Below are 16,574 nucleotides of genomic sequence, written 5' to 3' on the forward strand. Positions count from 1 at the left end.
CTGCACGCCCTTGCTGCCCACGAACCTCTCCACCCCTGGCGACCTGTCGACTACCCAGCCCCTGAGGGTACGGGTCCGAGGCGGAAGGAGGACGAGGCGTGTAGGGGGTGTGACCGGAAACAGAGGGTGAGCCTAGGGTGGGCGCACCCTAGGGACATATTTGCGAGGAGGGGCCCATGCCGGAGACCGCGAGGCAGATCGCCGACGAGCTGCGGGCGCGCATCGACTCCGGCGCGCTGGCCCCTGGCGACCGGCTGCCAGGGGAGCCTACCCTGGTCCGGGAGTACGGGGTGGCGAAGGAAACGGCCAACAAGGCGCTGAAGCTGCTGGTCAGCGAGGGTCTGGCGGTGCGCCGCCACGGTTCGGGGACGTACGTACGCTCGTTCCGCCCCATCCGGAGGGTGGCGCCGGAACGCACGTCCCGCGCCCAGTGGCAGGCCGGAGCCCCGGTGTGGTCGGCCGAGACCGAGGGGCGCGAATTCGACGTGACGGTCGAGGTGTACGAGGAGCCCGCGTCGCAGTTGGTCGCGCGAGCCCTGTCCCTGGACGAGAACACCGCCGTGCTGGTGCGCGACCGCCGCTACGTGGTGGACGGCGAACCCGTACAGCTCGCCACCTCCTACCTCCCCGCCGCCCTGGTGACCGGGTCCCCGATCGCCAACGAGGACCCGGGCCCCGGCGGCACCTACGCCCGCCTGGCCGAACTCGGCCACGCCCCGGCCCACTTCACCGAGGAGCTGCGCAGCCGCCTCCCCGACCAGCGCGAAGCCGAACTGCTCGCCCTCCCCACCGGCATCCCGCTCCTGGAGATCTGCCGCACAGCCCTGACGGCCGAGCACCGCCCCGTGGAGTTCACGCGCATGCTGCTCGACGCGGGCTCGTACGTGCTGGAGTACCGATTCGACGCGTAACCCCCAACTCCGGCTCCCACAAGCACGCTTGACTTCCCTAGGGAACTGCGACTCAATATCCCTAGGGAACTTCAAGCCTGCCCGGCTTGCCCTGCCAAGGGAGCTGACCGCATGCCCCTCCTCCGCACTCTGCGCGCCCTCTTCGCCCCTCCCCGCGGACGCCGCCGCGCCGCCACCCCGCTGCCGCCGCCCGCGCAGCACACCGACCGGCCGTCCAGCAGACGCCGGCGCGCCCTCGACCTCCCCATCGACGGCGACTCCACCCGCCTCATCCGCCCCTACCTCGTCGCCCACGAACAGGGCGTTCGCCGCCAGGAATTGGCGCTCGCGCTCCTGGGCCTGGACGGTCCCGGGCCGTACGTGATCCACGGCGCGGAGGTCTCCTGATGCCCGAGCCCCCGGAGACCCCCGCCCGTCTCACCCTCCGCGTCTACACCGTCGCCCCCGACGGCACGCTCCTCCGCGACCGCGGCACGGTCCGCTTCACCGCCGAGCAGTGCGGGATCGACGTCTTCGCGCTCAGCTCGGCGTACCCGCCGTGTGCGTGCGCGCGGTGCGCGGGCCGCGCGACCACCCCGTAACGCGGGCCCACGAAGGCCCCGTACGCGAAACGGCCCCGCCGCCGCGGGGCCGTTCTCACGCGCCGGACGCGCGCTTACGCGTTGTTGTCCGCGTCCTCGCACCGCTTCGCGCGGGCCTTGTACGCCGCGGCCTTCTTGTCGTGGGCGTTCGCCATCTTGGCGTAGTGCTTGACCTTCTTCTTGGAGGGGTGCGCCTTCTGCAGCTCGCGGTGGCGCAGCACCCGGTACTGGTCGGCCTTCTTCTGGTGCTGCTTCGCCTTCGCGCGCAGCTTCGCGGGGTGGCACTCGATGGGCCCGGCTGCCGCCTGCGCCGAGATCTGCTGGACCGAAGCGGCCTGCGCGGGGGCGCCCGCGGCCGAGGCGGGCGCCGCACCGAGCGCCACAGGCCCCGTGAACGCGATCGCCGCGACCGCGGCACCCGCGAGGGAACGGCTGAACTTACGCATACGCGTGATCCTCCCGTTGTGCGGCTCAACAGCCGCATGTCGCAGGCCACTTGGGCAGATCCCCGAGGGAGAGCCCCCTAGGGAGAGTCCCCGGGCCCGCGATCTTGATGGTCAAGATCACCCTAGGGCGCCCGCCCCGCCGCGACAACGTACTCAGGACCCAACTCACCTGAGTACAAAGGCACTTGCGCGACCCGCCACCCCTCGCGTACCGCTCACCCACCCGCCTGCGAAATGCCGTTCACCAGCTTCTCCAGGAAGTCCAGGATCCCGCGCCCCACCGAGGTAGGCGCGATGAGGATCCCCAGCGCCAGCGTGATGAACGCGGTGAGCCACGCGTCGCCCCGCGTCCGCGCCAGCGGCTTGCGGCGCACCCGCACCACGACGATCACGGCCAGCAGCAACGCCACGTTCAAGGTCAGCTTCATCCGGACCTCCCCCGCCCAGCAGCCACCGCCCCCAAACCACCTGTATAGCCCGAATCCGGCATTCCGGCGCGCGAAATCTCCCGCTTGGCGGCATTACGCCGCCGCCTGGCCCGATTACGCGGATCCCCCCTGGAACGCGTCGACCCCGAGCTTCACCGCCAGCCCGAGCCCCGCGACGCCGATGCCGACCCGCAGCGCGCGGGCGGGCAGCCGCCGGGCGAGCGGCGGGCCCAGCCACGAACCGGCCAGCAGCCCGAGCGTGAGCGGTACGGCCATGCCCCACGCCACGTGCCCGAACACGGCGAACCCCGCGGCGGCCACCACGTCGGCGATCCCCACCAGCACGTTCTTGAGCGCGTTGCTGCGCAGCAGCCCCTCCGAGGCGGAGGTGGCGAGCAGCAGCGCGAGCATCACGACACCGGAGGCGGCGGCGAAGTACCCGCTGTAGAGCGCGACCGCGAACATCCCGCCGACAGCACTCCACTTCACCGTCCCGCCCGGCCCGTCCCCACCGCTCGGCTGCCGCCGCAGAATGACCACCGAGGCCCCTCCGACCAGGAACGGCACCACCCGCTCGAACACCCCGGGCGGCGTGACCAGCAACAGCGCGGCCCCCGCGGCACTCCCCGCCGCACAGGCCACCCCGAGCCGCACGATGGCCGCCCGCTGCCCCCTCAACTCCCGCCGCGAGCTGGGCACGACCGTCACGTTCCCGACCGCGAGCGCCACGGTGTTGGTCACGTTGGCGACGGTCGCCGGCAGCCCCGCGCCCAGCAGCGCCGGATACGAGAACAGCGAGGCCAGCCCGGCAACGGTCCCGGTCACCCCCGCGGCGACCCCCGCGAGGACGAGCCCGACGAACTCCCCGACCGACATGACAGCGGCTCCTTGGTTCGTGGGCGTTCCCCGTACACCTCCGGCCAGGGCCAGTTGGTAGTGGAATCCCCCGCTCCCGGGCAACGGAATTCCGCCCACGCTCCGACCGCGCTCCCTGTCCGAATCGCTCCCCTGAACGTCACCTTCCGCCCGGGGACCGGTGACAGCCCGTGGGGCCGCTGTCAGAGTGGCCGCGCAAGGTTCCATGGGGCCGGCCGGACCCTCCCGCGTTCCCGCTGTCCGCCTCCGCGGCGCCGGACGCCTTCCCGTACGTACCCGACGTACCCGTACGTGCCCATACGTACCGCCTCAGCATGCCCCGCCCGTGACGCACCGGGCCGTGGGCCGGAGAGGAACACGATGGCTTCATGGAAGTGGAACGACCAGCAGCGGCCCACCAGTACGACCGGCGTGCGGGCCACCATGGGCGCCGTCACCATGAAGGACGACCCCGAGGCCGCGCGCCGCCCGTACGTCTTCGTGCGCGGCCTCGACTCGCGCCTGCACGTCAACTGGTGGGACGGCAAGGCCTGGCACTGGAGCGACCAGGGAACTCCCGCCGGGCGCACGGTCATCGAGAAGGTCGGCGCCGTCACGGTGCAGGACAACCCGAACGCCCAGCAGCGCCCGTACGCCTTCGTCATCGGCGACGACTCGAAGCTGTACGTGAACTGGTGGGACGGCTCCACCTGGCACTGGAGCGACCAGGGCGCACCGAGCGGCCGGCTCGTCCGCGAGGGCGTCGGCGTCGTCACCTACCAGGACGGCCCGAGCACGTCGCAGCGCCCGTACGCGTTCGTCCTCACCGACGACTTCCGCCTGTGGGTCAACTGGTGGGACGGCTCCAAGTGGAACTGGAACGACCAGGGCTCCCCGCCCGGCCGCACCATCTCGCGCCCCCTCGGCGTCACGACCGTCCGGGACGACCCCGACGCCGCCACCCGCCCGTACGCCTTCGTCATCACCGACGACTCCCGCGTCTGGGTCAACTGGTGGGACGGCGGCAAGTGGAACTGGAGCGACCAGGGCGCCCCCACGGGCCAGCCGGTCAAGAAGGGCGCGGGCGTCGTCAGCGTCCAGAACGACCCGCGCGCGGAGGAGCGCCCGTACGTCTTCGTCCAGGGCTACGACTCGAAGCTGTACGTGAACTGGTGGGACGGCTCGAAGTGGAACTGGAGCAGCCAGGGCTCCCCCAGCGGCCGCCTCGTCCTGGACTCCGTCGGCGCGGTCACGGTGAAGGACGAGCCGAACGCCTTCACCCGCCCGTACGTCTTCGTCATCGGCGACGACTCCAACCTGTACGTCAACTGGTGGGACGGCAAGGCGTGGCAGTGGGCCGCACAGGGCACGCCGAACGGGCGCGTCATCGAGCGCCCCGGTGAGGCGATCACGCTCCAGGACAGCCCGGGCGCGGCACAGCGCCCCTACGCCTTCGTCATCACCGACGACTCCGACCTGTGGGTCAACTGGTGGTCCCTGTCCTAGCACCCACACAAACGCCCCCGGCCTCCGAGGAGACCGGGGCGTTCGCCGTATCGCTGCCGGTGCTAGCCGGTGGCGCCTGCCGGCTCCGGCACCTTCTTCGCCGCGGAGTCGGTGTCGGACGCTGTCGCGTCGTCGTCCCAGTCCTCCAGGCTGAAGCTCTTCGCCTCGCGGAACTTCGCCACGTCGAGGAGCTTCTCGCGGGAGGAGACCAGGACCGGGATCACGACCTGGCCCGCGACGTTCGTGGCCGTCCTCATCATGTCCAGGATCGGGTCGATGGCCAGGAGGAGGCCGACGCCCTGGAGGGGGAGGCCCAGGGTGGAGAGGGTCAGGGTCAGCATGACCGTGGCTCCCGTGAGGCCCGCCGTCGCGGCGGAACCGATCACCGAGACGAGCACGATCAGCAGGTACTCCTTGATCCCCATGTCGATGCCGTAGAACTCACCGATGAAGATCGCGGCGATCGCCGGGTAGATGGAGGCGCAGCCGTCCATCTTCGTGGTGGAGCCGAAGGGGACGGCGAAGGCCGCGTAGTCCTTCGGTACGCCGAGGCGCTCGGTGACCTTCTGGGTCAGCGGCATGGTGCCGACCGAGGAGCGCGAGACGAACGCGAGCTGGATCGCGGGCCAGGCGCCCCGGAAGAACTGGAGCGGGTTGACCTTCGCGACGCCCCACAGCAGCAGCGGGTAGACGCCGAAGAGGACCAGCGCGCAGCCCACGTACACGTCGGCGGTGAACGTCGCGTAGCTGCCCAGCAGTTGCCAGCCGTTCTCGCGGATGGCGGTGCCGATCAGGCCGATGGTGCCGATCGGGGCGAGCCGGATGACCCACCACAGGGCCTTCTGGAGGAGGGAGAGCACGGACTCGCCGAGCGTGAGGATCGGCTTGGCCTTCTCGCCGAGCTTGAGGGCCGCGACGCCGACCACGACCGCCATGAAGACGATCTGGAGGACCTCCAGGTCGGCGAAGGGCGTGATGATGTCCTTCGGCACGATGCCGGTGATGAAGTCCAGCCAGGAGCCGGACTCCTTCGGCTTGGCGGCGTCGCCGTGCGAGATGCCGGTGCCGGTGCCGGGGTGCGTGAACAGGCCGATGACCAGCCCGAGCGCGACCGCGATCAGCGAGGTGGTCATGAACCACAGCAGGGTGCGGGTGGCCAGCCTGGCCGCGTTGTGCACATTGCGCAGGTTGGTGATCGAGATGACGATCGCGAAGAACACCAGCGGCGCGACGGCCAGCTTCAGCAGGTCGATGAAGATGGTGCCGATCTGGTCCAGCGTGGTGGCCAGCCAGGAGATGTCCCCGCTGCGGGCGGCCCAGCCGAGCAGCACACCGAGGACGAGACCGGCGATGATCTGAGCCCAGAACGGGATCTTGGGCAGGCGTATTCGCTTCCCGGAGGAAGCGGGAGGCGTGACGTCGGAGGTCGACGGCGTGGACGACGACGGCGAGGACGACGAAGACGTGGAAGACGAAGACACGGACAGACTCCGGTAAGGCTTCTGGTTTCAGGACGGGGACACTGCGGTGCGGAGCGGTGCGCCGGAGGCTGTCCGGCCGCATCGACGCCGATGGTGCCTGTTCAGCAGGCGCGGCGACAGGTCGCGGACATACAGCGGCAGAGATCGACGTGCAGCCGCGCCACGAGCGGCGCGCTGCACGGCGCGCCCAGCGGCTCGGAAGTGGGGGCTGCGATCGACATAAGCCTCACGTTAACACTGCGTGTTTGATGTACCCAAAGGTTTGCTTTGGGTTGCGGGTACGTGAACGCACAACACCCCGCCGGGGAAAGGAGATTCCCGACGGGGTGCGGAGATGTGTGTGACGAGCGTTACGGGACCGGGGTCGCGAAAGGCCCGGAAGGGGAGCGTCAGGAGACGCCGTCCTCCTGGCTCTGGTTGGCGGCGAGCTTGTCCTTGGCGCGGTCCACGCGCCCGGCGACCTGCTCGGCCATGTCCTCGCGCTGCTTGCGCAGGAGCACGAAGCTGAGCGGCGCCGAGACCACCAGCGCGATGAGCACGACCCACAGCGGGTTGGACTTGCCGATGCCCGCCGGGATGATCCCGGTGTACGCCAGGACCGCCATCACGACGAGGCACGCGACGAAGATGCCCAGGCGCATGAGGGTGTAACGGAGCGTGGCGTGCGACGTTTTGCTCACGGGGACCTTCTTCTTCGTACCGCTGATGTCTCTGCCGGGAACTCTGCTGGATTCCTCGTACCTCGTACCCGATTGTCGCAGAGCGCCCGAACGATCTTCGCGGCAGCCACTCGCCCGGCGTTCTCCCAGCTCACAGCGGCAGCCACATCGTGATGTCGTCCCGCAGGTCGCCCTCGGCGACCCGGAGCGCGCCGGGCACCCGGCCGGCCTCCTCGTAACCGCAGCGTGCGTAGAAGCGCTCCAGGCCCGCGCCGCCCCGGCAGGTCAGCCGTATGCCGCCGATGCCGTCCATCCCGCGCGCCGCCTCCTCCGCCGCGCGCAGCAGCTCCCGCCCCTCACCGCGGCCCTGGCGGCACGGGTGCAGCATCACCGTGTACAGCCACACCCAGTGCCGCTTCAGCAGCCTGTGGTTGAAGCCGAAGAAGGCGGTGCCCACCACGCGGTCCTCCTCGTCGAAGGCCGCGAGCAGCCGCACCGAGCCCTGCGCCATGCCGGTCAGGTGCCGCAGCAGCTCGGGGCGTACGTCCTCGGTGGTGACCGGCGGTACGAAGCCGACGGCGCCGCCCGCGTTGACCACGTCAACCCACAGCCGCAGGAGCTGGTCGCGCAGCTCCGGGGTGACGGAGGGGGCGAGCTCGTACCGCAGGCTCATGCGTCGTACCGCCGGCTCATGGGTCAGTGATCACCGCGCGCCGCGGGTCACGCGTCCGCGGCCCGCTCGTCACGGCGTACGCGGGCCAGCCAGGCCGTGGCCTCGACCCGGTCGCCGGGGGCGATGCCCATCTCGCGGGCGTGCTCGGCCGGGGCCAGTCCCGAGTAGGTGACCGGCTCCAGCGACTCGATCTCGAAGCCGGGGTGCGCCTCGAAGGGGGTCCGGAGCGCCTCCTCGCTGATCCGCGGGCCGAAGCCGGTCTCGCGGTCGGAGAGCGCGAGCACGTACACCGTGGCGCCGGGCCGCGTCACGCCGTACAGGCTGCCGACGTACGCGGTCCTGCCCTCCTCCCCGAAGCAGTGGAACAGGGCGCTGTCCAGCACCGTGTCGAAGCGGCCCGCGCCGAGCTCCTCCGGCAGCCGCAGCGCGTCGGCGCTCTCGAAGCGCGCGGGCACCCCGCGCTGGTCGGCGTTCTTGCGTGCCAGCTCGACGGCGTGCGGGGCGAAGTCGACGCCGAGCACGTCATAGCCCTTCTCCGCGAGCAGGACGGTGTGCTCGCCCGCGCCGCAGCCGGGGTCGAGCACGGCGCCGCGCAGCGCCCCGGAACGCTCCAGCTCCACCACGACGGGCTGCGGCTCGCCGATCACCCAGGGCGGCGTGCCGGTCGCGTAGGCGCGGTCGAAGGTGTCGAAGGGCTCGACGGGCTCGACGGGCTCGGTGGACATGGCGGTTCTCCTCGGTCGTCGCGAGTGGCGTACGCCGCCAGCATCGAACGTGAAGTGCGGTTGAAGTCAACGAAGCCCGCCGCGGCGTCCGCGCGGCGCCCCGCCCCGCCGGCCCCGCGCCGTCCTCACACCCGCATCGGCTGCGGCGACTCCCGCCGGTCCGCGTCGGGGCCCGGGTACTCCTTGAGGATCTCGTACCGCGTGTTGCGCTCCACCGGGCGGAAGCCCGCGTCCTGGATCAGCTCCAGGATGTCCTCGCGGGTCAGCTTGTCGGGGGTGCCGAAGTTGTCGGCGTCGTGGGTGATCTTGTACTCCACGACCGAGCCGTCCATGTCGTCGGCGCCGTGCTGGAGGGCGAGCTGCGCGGTCTGCACGCCGTGCATGACCCAGAAGACCTTCACGTGCGGCACGTTGTCGAAGAGCAGCCGGGAGACCGCGAAGGTCTTGAGCGCCTCGGCGCCCGACGCCATCGAGGTGCGCGCCTGGAGCTTGTTGCGGACCTTGCCGTCCTGCATGTCCACGAAGTCGTGCTGGTAGCGCAGCGGGATGAAGACCTGGAAGCCGCCGGTCTCGTCCTGCAGCTCGCGCAGCCGCAGCACGTGGTCGACGCGGTGCCGGGGCTCCTCGATGTGCCCGTACAGCATCGTCGAGGGGGTCTTGAGGCCCTTCTCGTGCGCCAGGCGGTGGATCCGCGACCAGTCCTCCCAGTGGGTGTCGTGGTCGACGATGTGCTGCCGGACCTCCCAGTCGAAGATCTCGGCGCCGCCGCCGGTCAGCGATTCGAGACCGGACTCGATCAGGATGTCGAGGATCTCGCTCGCGTCCAGGCCCGAGATCTTCTCGAAGTGCTGGATCTCGGTCGCGGTGAACGCCTTCAGCGACACCGTGTCCGGCAGCACCTCCTTGAGGGCGCTCAGCGACCGCGGGTAGTAGCGCCACGGCAGCGTCGGGTGGAGGCCGTTGACGATGTGCAGCTCGGTGAGCTTCTCGCCCTCCATCTCCTTGGCGAGGCGCACGGCCTCCTCGATGCGCATCGTGTACGCGTCCTTCTCGCCCGGCTTCCGCTGGAAGGAGCAGTACGAGCAGGAGGCGGTGCACACGTTCGTCATGTTGAGATGACGGTTGATGTTGAAGTGCACGACGTCGCCGTTCTTGCGGGTGCGCACCTCGTGCGCGAGCCCGCCGAGCCAGGCCAGATCGTCGGACTCGTAGAGAGCGATCCCGTCCTCGCGGCTGAGCCGCTCGCCGGAGCGGACCTTCTCCTCGAGCTCCCGTTTCAGCCCAGCGTCCATGCGTCGCGCCTCCTGTAGATGTCGCCTTGAGCGCCCCGCCGAGACTACGCCTACACCTCGTCCGGCAACTCACCCACCCGGTTCTCCCACTTCGTGGAGAGCACCATCGTGGTGCGGGTGCGCGAGACGCCCTTGGTCGCCGAGAGTCTGCGGATGATGCTCTCCAGGCCGTCCACGTCGGCCGCGCGGACCTTGAGCATGTACGAGTCGTCGCCGGCGATGAACCAGCAGTCCTCGATCTCCCGCAGGTCCTTCATCCGCCCCGCCACGTCCTCGTGGTCGGTCGCGTCGGAGAGCTGGATGCCGATCAGCGCGGTGACGCCGAGGCCGAGCGAGGAGGCGTCGACGGTGGCCCGGTAGCCGGTGATCACACCCGCGGACTCCAGGCGGTTGATGCGGTCGGTGACGCTCGGCCCCGACAGTCCGACGAGCCGGCCGAGCTCGGCGTACGAGGCCCTGCCGTTCTCCCGCAGCGCCTGGATGAGCTGCCTGTCCACCGCGTCCATGCGTCCTGGTGCCTTCCGCTCGAGTGCGTACCGGGAGCCGGGCGCCGCACGGGACCCGTCCCGTACGGCGGTTCCCGCGGAACCCCGCAGACGAATCTAAGGCATGGGGCAAACGCCATCTGACGGCACGTACGCTCATGGCGTGAGCACCGATACGACCGCACCCGCGACCGCCGAGCCCACGCGGGACACGGCCCGCAGGCCGTGGGTCGTCGGCGTCTCGGGAGCGTCGGGCACGCCGTACGCCGCCGCGGTGATCCGCGCGCTCCTGACCGCGGGCGAGGACGTGGACCTGATCGTCAGCCGCGCCTCGCGGCTGACCCTGCTGGACGAGACCGGGCACCCCTTCCGCGACGCGCACGCGCGCGACGACCTGTGCCGATGGCTGTCCCGCGGCGCCGACGGCACCCCCGACGCCTTCGACCCCGACGTCTCCCGCGTACGGCACTGGCCCGCCGGCGACCTCGCGGCCGGGCCCTCGTCCGGGTCCTATCCGGCCAAGGGGATGCTGATCGTCCCGGCCAGCACCGCGTGCGTGGCCGGGGTGGCGCTGGGGCTCTCCAAGGACCTGTTGCAGCGCGCCGCCTCGGTGACCCTCAAGGAGCGCAGGCCGCTGGTGGTCGCGGTGCGCGAGACTCCGCTGACCGGGCCGACCCTGCGGCACCTGGTGGAGCTGGACGACGCGGGCGCCGTGGTGCTGCCTGCGTCGCCCGCCTTCTATGCGGGGGCCACCACCGCGCAGGAGATGGTCGACTTCGTCGCGGGCCGCGCGCTGGACGCGGTCGGCGTGCCGCACAAGCTGTACGCGCGCTGGCGCGGGGAGCTGGGGGCGGCGCAGCAGGAGCCCTCGGCGCAGCAGGCTCTCTCCGCGCAGCCGGAGCCCTCGGCGCACGCGGAGGACCAGGCCGGGGGCCGTACGGGCGGCGCCTGACCGGTAATTGACGCGCCGTCAGGCGTGCGGCGCCGCGTGGGCGACTGGCGCGCGGCACCGGTCATGTTGTTGGCTCTGATGCATGCGCCCACGCCGACCGCTCCCGTACCGCCGCACGCTCCGCGCCGCCGCAGCCGCAGGGTGCGCGGCCGCCGTAGCCGCCTCGCTGGTCTCCTGCGAGGCGACCGAGAAGCTGACCACCGGCATGAAGGTCAAGAGCGCGGTGGAGAAGCTCGGCGACTCCCCCTCCGCCTCGGTGATCGCCACCGTGGACGCCACGCCCCAGGAGGCGTACCGCTTCCTGGAGAAGACCCGCGGCGGCAGCCCCTCGCAGCGCCAGGCCCGGCTGCTCTCCCGCGCCGAGCTGACCATGGCGACCAGCACCGGCGACCCGGAGAAGCCGATCAAGGAGATGGACCGCTCCGAGGCGGCCGACGTGGCGGCCTCGCTCAACTTCGGCGGCCCCGACGTGGCCGAGGTCAGGTCCGTGGACGAGCAGGTCTACATGCGGGTCGGGCCGCAGTCGCTGGCCCAGCAGGCGGGCGGAGCGGCCGACCGGCGGCGCGCGAACGAGGCCGTGGAGCTCGCCGGGAAGCTGCCCGGCTATCTGGCCTCCGCGCGGGACGCGCTCCAGGGCAAGTGGGTGCGGATCAACCCGTACGCCTTCGACTCCTTCGCGCGCGTCGCGCAGTCGATGTCCTGGGGCGGCCAGCCCGTGCCGGGCTCGAAGCCCGGCGCCACGAGCGCCAAGGTGCGGCGTACGACGGCGGCCGCGAGCAGCACCCTGCGGGACGCGACCGGGATCACCGCGGGGCTCAACGGGCAGGCCCAGCGCGAGTTCCTGACCGGCGTGGAGAAGACCCTCGCCGAGCACGCCTCCTTCAAGGCCGCGGGGCAGCGCGCGGGCGCCGACGTGGTGCGCATCAGCATGCCCGCGCACGCCGCGGCCCGTGACCTCGCCGACGCGCTCAAGCCGCTCGGGGTGCACCTGAACCCGGCCGACGTGCCCGAGCACACCGTGCACGCCGACCTGTCCATCCGGCGCGGCCAGCTCACCAACCTCAGCCTCGACCTGGGCCAGTTCGCGCCCGGCGGCACCGCCTCGGGCGCGCATCTGCCGCTCAGGCTGGAGCTGGGCGGCGGCGCCGCGATCCCGGTGTGGACCTCGGGCGGAGCGAAGGAGCTCAAGCCGCAGGACCTGGTCGCGGCAGCGGCGTACGAGGCGCTGGACCGCCGCTCGCGCTGACGGGACCCTGGTGGCGCGGGGACGCGGGGAACTCTGCGGCGCCACGCGGACGTTGGGGAGGCATGGTGGGGACCGGTCACGGCAGCACGAATCCGGCGGAGAGGCCGTCGGGCTCTCCGGCGCGCTCCAAAGCGCTGGCGGCGGGCAGGCTGATCCTGGCGTGGGTGGCCCTGCTGTGGGTCCTGGAGGCGGTCGACTTCGTCACGGGCAACGCCCTGGACACCTTCGGCGTGCAGCCGCGCCGCGCGAGCGAGCTGGTGGACGTGGTCCCGTCCGCCTTCATGCACTTCGGCTTCCAGCACTTGGCGGCGAACACCGTGCCCCTCCTGGTGCTCGGCTTCCTCGCGGCGCTGCGCGGCACGGGCAGATTCCTCGCCGTCGCCCTGATCATCATCGTGACCAGCGGGCTCGGGGTGTGGCTGACCGCGCCGGCGGGGAGCAACACCGCCGGCGCCTCGGGCCTGATCTTCGGCCTGTTCAGCTATCTGGTGGTGCGCGGCTTCGTCGAGAAGCGGATAACCGACCTGGCCATGGGAGCCCTGGTCGCCGTGGTGTACGGATCGCTGATGCTCGGCGTGCTCCCCACCGCGAGCGGCATCTCGTGGCAGGCCCACCTGTTCGGGCTGATAGGCGGCGTCCTCGCGGCGTTCGTCACCGCGGGCCCTGGCCGGGCCCTGGGCGGCGAGAAGCCGACCTGGCACTGACCGGCACCGCGCCCACCGCCTCGTACACGCGGCTCAGACCGTCAGCCCCCGCACCGCCAGATCCAGCAGCGCGCAGACGAAGAGCGCTATCCCGATGAAGCTGTTGACCTGGAAGAAGGCCCTGTTCACGCGGGACATGTCGTGCGGCCGCACGATCGAGTGCTCGTAGACGAAGGCGCCGGCCACGATCAGGATCCCGAGCCAGTAGAAGACCCCGCCGCCGGTGAGCACGCCGAAGAGGACCAGCAGCGCGGTGGTCACGGCGTGGCAGCCGCGCGCGCCGCGCAGCGCGTTGGCCACGCCGAAGCGCACCGGCACCGACTTGATGCCGTAGGTGCGGTCGGACTCCACGTCCTGGCAGGCGTAGATGAGGTCGAAGCCACCGATCCAGACGCCGATGGCCAGGCCCAGCACGACCGCGTCCCACGACCAGCTCCCGGTCACCGCGAGCCACGCGCCGATCGGGCCGATGGCCTGCGCGAGCCCGAGGATGGCCTGCGGGAAGTTGGTGAAGCGCTTGCCGTAGGGATAGACCACCATCGGCACGGCGGCCAGCGGCGCGAGGGCCAGGCAGAGCGGGTTGAGCAGCGCCGCGGCGAGGAGGAAGACGAGCAGCGCGACGATCGCGCCGGTCCACGCGGTGCGCACCGAGACCGCGCCGGTGACGAGCTCGCGGCCCGCCGTACGGGGGTTCCGCGCGTCGATCTCGCGGTCGATGATCCGGTTCGCGGCCATCGCGAAGGTGCGCATGCCGACCATCGCGACGGTGACGAGGAAGAGCTGCCACCAGTGCACGCTCTCGTCGTCCAGGTGCATCGCGGTCAGCGCGGCGATGTAGGCGAAGGGCAGCGCGAAGACCGAGTGCTCGATCATCACGAGCCGCAGGAACGCCTTGATTCTCCCGGTGTTCACGGGCTCGGGGCCCGCGATCCCTTCCGCGGCTGTCACAGCCCGTACTCCTTCCACCGCCGGGTGACCTTCTGGGCCGTTTCCGGGTCGGACTCGATCATCTGGGGCCAGCCGCCGTCGCGGGTGTAGCCCTCCGTGGGCAGCTTGGCGGTCGCGTCGATGCCCGCCTTGCCGCCCCAGAACTGCTGGTACGAGGAGTGGTCGAGGTGGTCGACGGGCCCCTCCACCACGGTCAGGTCGCGCGCGTAGTCGGCGTTGCCGAGCGCCCGCCAGGACACGTCGTGCAGATCCCGTACGTCGCAGTCGGAGTCCACCACCACGATCAGCTTGGTCAGCGACATCATGTGCGCGCCCCAGATCGCGTGCATCACCTTCTGCGCGTGCTTCGGGTACTTCTTGTCGATCGAGACGATCGCGCAGTTGTGGAAGCCGCCGGACTCGGGCAGGTGGTAGTCCACGATGTCCGGGATGATCACCTTGAGGAGCGGCAGGAAGAAGCGCTCGGTGGCCCGCCCCAGCGGCCCGTCCTCCGTCGGCGGGCGGCCGACCACGATCGACTGGAGCAGCGGGCGCTTCCGCATGGTCACGCAGTCGATGGTCAGCGCGGGGAAGTCCTCCTGCGGCGTGTAGAAGCCGGTGTGGTCGCCGAACGGCCCCTCGGGCAGCATCTTGCCGGGCTCCAGCCAGCCCTCCAGCACCACTTCGGCGGCGGCCGGGACCTGGAGCGGAACGGTCTTGCAGTCGACCATCTCGACCCGCTTGCCCTGCACGAAGCCGGCGAACAGGTACTCGTCGATGTCCCCGGGCAGCGGCGCGGTCGAGGCGTACGTGACGGCCGGCGGGCAGCCGAAGGCGATGGCGACCGGCAGCTTCTCGCCGCGGCGCGCGGCCACCTGGTAGTGGTTCCGGCTGTCCTTGTGGATCTGCCAGTGCATGCCGATGGTGCGGCGGTCGTGCCGCTGGAGCCGGTACAGTCCCAGGTTGCGCACGCCCGACTCGGGGTCCTTGGTGTGCGTGAGGCCCAGGTTGAAGAAGGAGCCGCCGTCCTCCGGCCAGGTGAACAGGGCCGGGAGCTGCTCCAGATCCACCTCGTCGCCCTGCAGGACGACCTCCTGGACCGGGCCCTCCTTGACCTTCTTCGGCGGCACGTGCGCCATCGAGCCGAGCTTCCCGAAGGCCTCGCGCATCCCCACGAAGCCCTGCGGCAGCTCCGGCTTGAGCAGCCCGCCGATCCGCTCGCCGATCTCCTCGTACGACTCGAGGCCGAGCGCCTTGAGCAGGCGCCGGTCGGTCCCGTACACGTTCATCGCCAGGGGCATGCTGGAGCCCTTGACGTTCTCGAAGAGCAGCGCGGGGCCGCCGGACTTCTGCACCCGGTCGACGATCTCCCCGACCTCCAGATGCGGGTCCACCTCGGCCTTGATGCGCTTCAGGTCCCGGTCACGCTCCAGCGACCGCAGCAGCGAGCGGAGATCGTCGTATGCCATGTGCCCCAGTATCGGGCATGGGGGCCGGGCTTTTTCGGGCAGCCCCCGGGGGCACCGTTACCCTGGCGGGTACACGGCACTCGTACTCAGGGGGCGCTCCACATGCTCAGGTATCTCCCGTTTCTGATCGTCCTGGCGTTGTGGATCTATGCCTTCATCGACTGCCTCAACACCCCGGAAAAAGAGGTGCGCAAGCTCCCCAAGGTCGTCTGGGCCATCATCATCCTGCTGTTCGGCAATGTGCTGCTGGGCTCGGTCGCGTGGTTCCTCGCCGGCCGCCCGCGCAGGAACGCCCCGTACGGAGCGGTGAAGCCCCAGGAGCGCCAGTGGGTCGCCCCCGACGACAACCCGGAGTTCCTGAAGTCCCTCGGCAAGGAGCCCCCGCAGGCGCCCCGTGAGGAGTCCCCCGAGCCGGAGGCGGACCCGAAGCCGGAGACCGGCCAGGACAACGCTTCGGACCCCGGCACGGAGGCCGACGAGCAGGCACGCGGCCGGGGCCCGGAGGACCCGCCCTCCTCCAAGTAGCGCCGCCGGCGCGGGAGTTCACGCGCCCTCGTACGCCTCCCGCAGCTCCCTCCACCGCTCCAGCGTCCACGTCGACCAGTCCTTCGGGTGGCCGTCCAGGGCTTCCAGCAGGTACTCGAAGTGGTTGTGCCAGCCCGCCAGGCAGTCGAGGCACAGCGACTCGGGGCCCGTGAAGTCGTTGGTGAAGTGCAGGACGGTGTTCTCGTCGCGGGGGCCCGGCTCCAGGTCGAAACGTACGGAGCCGTGCACGTCCACGGTGTATTCCACGACGCTGCCGCGCCGCCATGCGGTGATGCGGCCGGGGGCGACGGTCGCGTTGCCCTCGGTGTCGGTGTTCTGCCAGCGCAGGGTGACCTCGCCGCCTGGCCCCGGCTCGAAGGGGTCGGCGGCGGCGAGCCAGCCCGCCAGGCCGTCCGGGGTGGCGACGGCGCCCCAGACCTTGTCCACAGGGTGTGGAAGCGGAAGCTCGTACCGGAGCGTGTGCGCGGTCCCGTTGCTCTCGGCGGAGCCGAAGGGGACGGGGCTGTGGATGCTCATCCCTCCAGGGTGGCGCCACCCCCTGTCCGCCGCAGCGGAAATCCCCCCGTACGACACAGACCGGCGGTCCGAGCGCGAGCTGCGCTCGGACCGCCGGTCAGGGGTCACTCACCACGACCGACTCACACAAGGGTTGAGGCCGTAATTTAGGCTCAGACGCCCGCGTACGAGT

At 71.0% G+C, this 16,574-nt stretch carries 20 protein-coding genes; 8 read left to right on the forward strand and 12 right to left on the reverse strand.

The window, feature by feature from the left end; translation table 11 throughout:
* Positions 1-176 precede the first annotated feature (176 nt).
* The 3 genes from ABEE00_RS26385 to ABEE00_RS26395 all read left to right on the forward strand — a co-directional run bounded on the left by ABEE00_RS26385 (position 177) and on the right by ABEE00_RS26395 (position 1,492).
* A complete protein-coding gene (locus ABEE00_RS26385) occupies positions 177-911 on the forward strand; it encodes a GntR family transcriptional regulator (protein ID WP_345748153.1) in 735 nt (244 codons plus the stop codon).
* A 111-nt stretch (positions 912-1,022) separates the two neighbouring features.
* A complete protein-coding gene (locus tag ABEE00_RS26390) occupies positions 1,023-1,298 on the forward strand; it encodes a hypothetical protein (protein ID WP_345748154.1) in 276 nt (91 codons plus the stop codon).
* Complete coding sequence (locus ABEE00_RS26395; RefSeq protein ID WP_345748155.1) at positions 1,298-1,492, forward strand: hypothetical protein; 195 nt, start codon at positions 1,298-1,300, stop codon at positions 1,490-1,492. The genes ABEE00_RS26390 and ABEE00_RS26395 overlap by 1 nt, the downstream gene beginning before the upstream one ends.
* A gap of 74 nt (positions 1,493-1,566) precedes the next feature.
* Here the strand turns inward: ABEE00_RS26395 and ABEE00_RS26400 are convergent, their stop codons facing one another.
* The 3 genes from ABEE00_RS26400 to ABEE00_RS26410 form a co-directional block, all read right to left on the reverse strand.
* Positions 1,567-1,938 carry a hypothetical protein gene (locus ABEE00_RS26400; RefSeq protein ID WP_345748156.1) on the reverse strand — a complete coding sequence of 124 codons (372 nt, stop codon included), beginning with the start codon at positions 1,936-1,938 and terminating at the stop codon, positions 1,567-1,569.
* Between the two features lie 215 nt (positions 1,939-2,153).
* On the reverse strand, positions 2,154-2,366 hold the full coding sequence (locus ABEE00_RS26405) for a hypothetical protein (protein ID WP_345748157.1): 213 nt from the start codon (positions 2,364-2,366) through the stop codon (positions 2,154-2,156).
* Positions 2,367-2,480: 114 nt separating this feature from the next.
* Entirely contained in the window at positions 2,481-3,242 is a 762-nt protein-coding gene (locus ABEE00_RS26410) for a sulfite exporter TauE/SafE family protein (protein WP_345748158.1), read from the reverse strand.
* Between the two features lie 360 nt (positions 3,243-3,602).
* Here ABEE00_RS26410 and ABEE00_RS26415 point away from each other — a divergent pair, with 360 nt between their 5' ends.
* Entirely contained in the window at positions 3,603-4,727 is a 1,125-nt protein-coding gene (locus ABEE00_RS26415; protein ID WP_345748159.1) for a PLL family lectin, read from the forward strand.
* A 62-nt stretch (positions 4,728-4,789) separates the two neighbouring features.
* On the opposite strand, the gene ABEE00_RS26420 is transcribed toward ABEE00_RS26415, so the two are convergent.
* The 6 genes from ABEE00_RS26420 to ABEE00_RS26445 all read right to left on the reverse strand — a co-directional run bounded on the left by ABEE00_RS26420 (position 4,790) and on the right by ABEE00_RS26445 (position 10,063).
* Positions 4,790-6,214 (reverse strand): dicarboxylate/amino acid:cation symporter, encoded by a 1,425-nt coding sequence (locus ABEE00_RS26420; RefSeq protein WP_345748190.1) that lies wholly within the window; start codon positions 6,212-6,214, stop codon positions 4,790-4,792.
* 383 nt (positions 6,215-6,597) lie between these two features.
* Positions 6,598-6,888 (reverse strand): DUF4229 domain-containing protein, encoded by a 291-nt coding sequence (locus ABEE00_RS26425; protein WP_345748160.1) that lies wholly within the window; start codon positions 6,886-6,888, stop codon positions 6,598-6,600.
* A 130-nt stretch (positions 6,889-7,018) separates the two neighbouring features.
* Entirely contained in the window at positions 7,019-7,540 is a 522-nt protein-coding gene (locus ABEE00_RS26430) for a GNAT family N-acetyltransferase (RefSeq protein WP_345748161.1), read from the reverse strand.
* A gap of 47 nt (positions 7,541-7,587) precedes the next feature.
* A complete protein-coding gene (locus ABEE00_RS26435) occupies positions 7,588-8,265 on the reverse strand; it encodes a class I SAM-dependent methyltransferase (protein WP_345748162.1) in 678 nt (225 codons plus the stop codon).
* 125 nt (positions 8,266-8,390) lie between these two features.
* On the reverse strand, positions 8,391-9,557 hold the full coding sequence (mqnE, locus tag ABEE00_RS26440; protein ID WP_345748163.1) for an aminofutalosine synthase MqnE: 1,167 nt from the start codon (positions 9,555-9,557) through the stop codon (positions 8,391-8,393).
* A 50-nt stretch (positions 9,558-9,607) separates the two neighbouring features.
* Complete coding sequence (locus ABEE00_RS26445; RefSeq protein ID WP_345748164.1) at positions 9,608-10,063, reverse strand: Lrp/AsnC family transcriptional regulator; 456 nt, start codon at positions 10,061-10,063, stop codon at positions 9,608-9,610.
* 142 nt (positions 10,064-10,205) lie between these two features.
* Here ABEE00_RS26445 and ABEE00_RS26450 point away from each other — a divergent pair, with 142 nt between their 5' ends.
* The 3 genes from ABEE00_RS26450 to ABEE00_RS26460 all read left to right on the forward strand — a co-directional run bounded on the left by ABEE00_RS26450 (position 10,206) and on the right by ABEE00_RS26460 (position 12,944).
* Positions 10,206-10,994, forward strand: a complete 789-nt coding sequence (locus ABEE00_RS26450) for a UbiX family flavin prenyltransferase (RefSeq protein WP_345748165.1) — start codon at positions 10,206-10,208, stop codon at positions 10,992-10,994.
* A gap of 82 nt (positions 10,995-11,076) precedes the next feature.
* A complete protein-coding gene (locus ABEE00_RS26455) occupies positions 11,077-12,240 on the forward strand; it encodes a hypothetical protein (protein ID WP_345748166.1) in 1,164 nt (387 codons plus the stop codon).
* 62 nt (positions 12,241-12,302) lie between these two features.
* Positions 12,303-12,944, forward strand: a complete 642-nt coding sequence (locus ABEE00_RS26460; RefSeq protein ID WP_345748167.1) for a rhomboid family intramembrane serine protease — start codon at positions 12,303-12,305, stop codon at positions 12,942-12,944.
* A gap of 33 nt (positions 12,945-12,977) precedes the next feature.
* Here the strand turns inward: ABEE00_RS26460 and mqnP are convergent, their stop codons facing one another.
* Complete coding sequence (gene mqnP / locus ABEE00_RS26465) at positions 12,978-13,892, reverse strand: menaquinone biosynthesis prenyltransferase MqnP (RefSeq protein WP_345748168.1); 915 nt, start codon at positions 13,890-13,892, stop codon at positions 12,978-12,980.
* Positions 13,889-15,340, reverse strand: coding sequence for a menaquinone biosynthesis decarboxylase (locus tag ABEE00_RS26470; protein WP_345748169.1), 1,452 nt, complete (start codon positions 15,338-15,340; stop codon positions 13,889-13,891). Before ABEE00_RS26470 ends, mqnP begins: the two co-directional genes overlap by 4 nt.
* Positions 15,341-15,442: 102 nt before the next feature.
* On the opposite strand from ABEE00_RS26470, the gene ABEE00_RS26475 reads away from it, so the two are divergent.
* Positions 15,443-15,865: a PLDc N-terminal domain-containing protein gene (locus ABEE00_RS26475; RefSeq protein WP_345748170.1), complete on the forward strand. Its 423-nt coding sequence runs from the start codon at positions 15,443-15,445 to the stop codon at positions 15,863-15,865.
* Between the two features lie 18 nt (positions 15,866-15,883).
* Here ABEE00_RS26475 and ABEE00_RS26480 read toward each other — a convergent pair whose 3' ends face one another.
* Positions 15,884-16,402: an SRPBCC domain-containing protein gene (locus ABEE00_RS26480; protein ID WP_345748171.1), complete on the reverse strand. Its 519-nt coding sequence runs from the start codon at positions 16,400-16,402 to the stop codon at positions 15,884-15,886.
* Positions 16,403-16,574: the final 172 nt, after the last annotated feature.

It is taken from the genome of Streptomyces odontomachicola (assembly GCF_039605595.1).
Classification (GTDB): domain Bacteria; phylum Actinomycetota; class Actinomycetes; order Streptomycetales; family Streptomycetaceae; genus Streptomyces.

Coding starts and splice junctions, on each gene's coding strand:
- ABEE00_RS26385 (WP_345748153.1), top strand. CDS start 177: ATGCCGGAGACCGCGAGGCAGATCGCCGACGAGCTGCGGGCGCGCATC.
- ABEE00_RS26390 (WP_345748154.1), top strand. CDS start 1,023: ATGCCCCTCCTCCGCACTCTGCGCGCCCTCTTCGCCCCTCCCCGCGGA.
- ABEE00_RS26395 (WP_345748155.1), top strand. CDS start 1,298: ATGCCCGAGCCCCCGGAGACCCCCGCCCGTCTCACCCTCCGCGTCTAC.
- ABEE00_RS26400 (WP_345748156.1), bottom strand. CDS start 1,938: ATGCGTAAGTTCAGCCGTTCCCTCGCGGGTGCCGCGGTCGCGGCGATC.
- ABEE00_RS26405 (WP_345748157.1), bottom strand. CDS start 2,366: ATGAAGCTGACCTTGAACGTGGCGTTGCTGCTGGCCGTGATCGTCGTG.
- ABEE00_RS26410 (WP_345748158.1), bottom strand. CDS start 3,242: ATGTCGGTCGGGGAGTTCGTCGGGCTCGTCCTCGCGGGGGTCGCCGCG.
- ABEE00_RS26415 (WP_345748159.1), top strand. CDS start 3,603: ATGGCTTCATGGAAGTGGAACGACCAGCAGCGGCCCACCAGTACGACC.
- ABEE00_RS26430 (WP_345748161.1), bottom strand. CDS start 7,540: ATGAGCCTGCGGTACGAGCTCGCCCCCTCCGTCACCCCGGAGCTGCGC.
- ABEE00_RS26435 (WP_345748162.1), bottom strand. CDS start 8,265: ATGTCCACCGAGCCCGTCGAGCCCGTCGAGCCCTTCGACACCTTCGAC.
- mqnE (WP_345748163.1), bottom strand. CDS start 9,557: ATGGACGCTGGGCTGAAACGGGAGCTCGAGGAGAAGGTCCGCTCCGGC.
- ABEE00_RS26445 (WP_345748164.1), bottom strand. CDS start 10,063: ATGGACGCGGTGGACAGGCAGCTCATCCAGGCGCTGCGGGAGAACGGC.
- ABEE00_RS26455 (WP_345748166.1), top strand. CDS start 11,077: ATGCGCCCACGCCGACCGCTCCCGTACCGCCGCACGCTCCGCGCCGCC.
- ABEE00_RS26460 (WP_345748167.1), top strand. CDS start 12,303: ATGGTGGGGACCGGTCACGGCAGCACGAATCCGGCGGAGAGGCCGTCG.
- ABEE00_RS26470 (WP_345748169.1), bottom strand. CDS start 15,340: ATGGCATACGACGATCTCCGCTCGCTGCTGCGGTCGCTGGAGCGTGAC.
- ABEE00_RS26475 (WP_345748170.1), top strand. CDS start 15,443: ATGCTCAGGTATCTCCCGTTTCTGATCGTCCTGGCGTTGTGGATCTAT.
- ABEE00_RS26480 (WP_345748171.1), bottom strand. CDS start 16,402: ATGAGCATCCACAGCCCCGTCCCCTTCGGCTCCGCCGAGAGCAACGGG.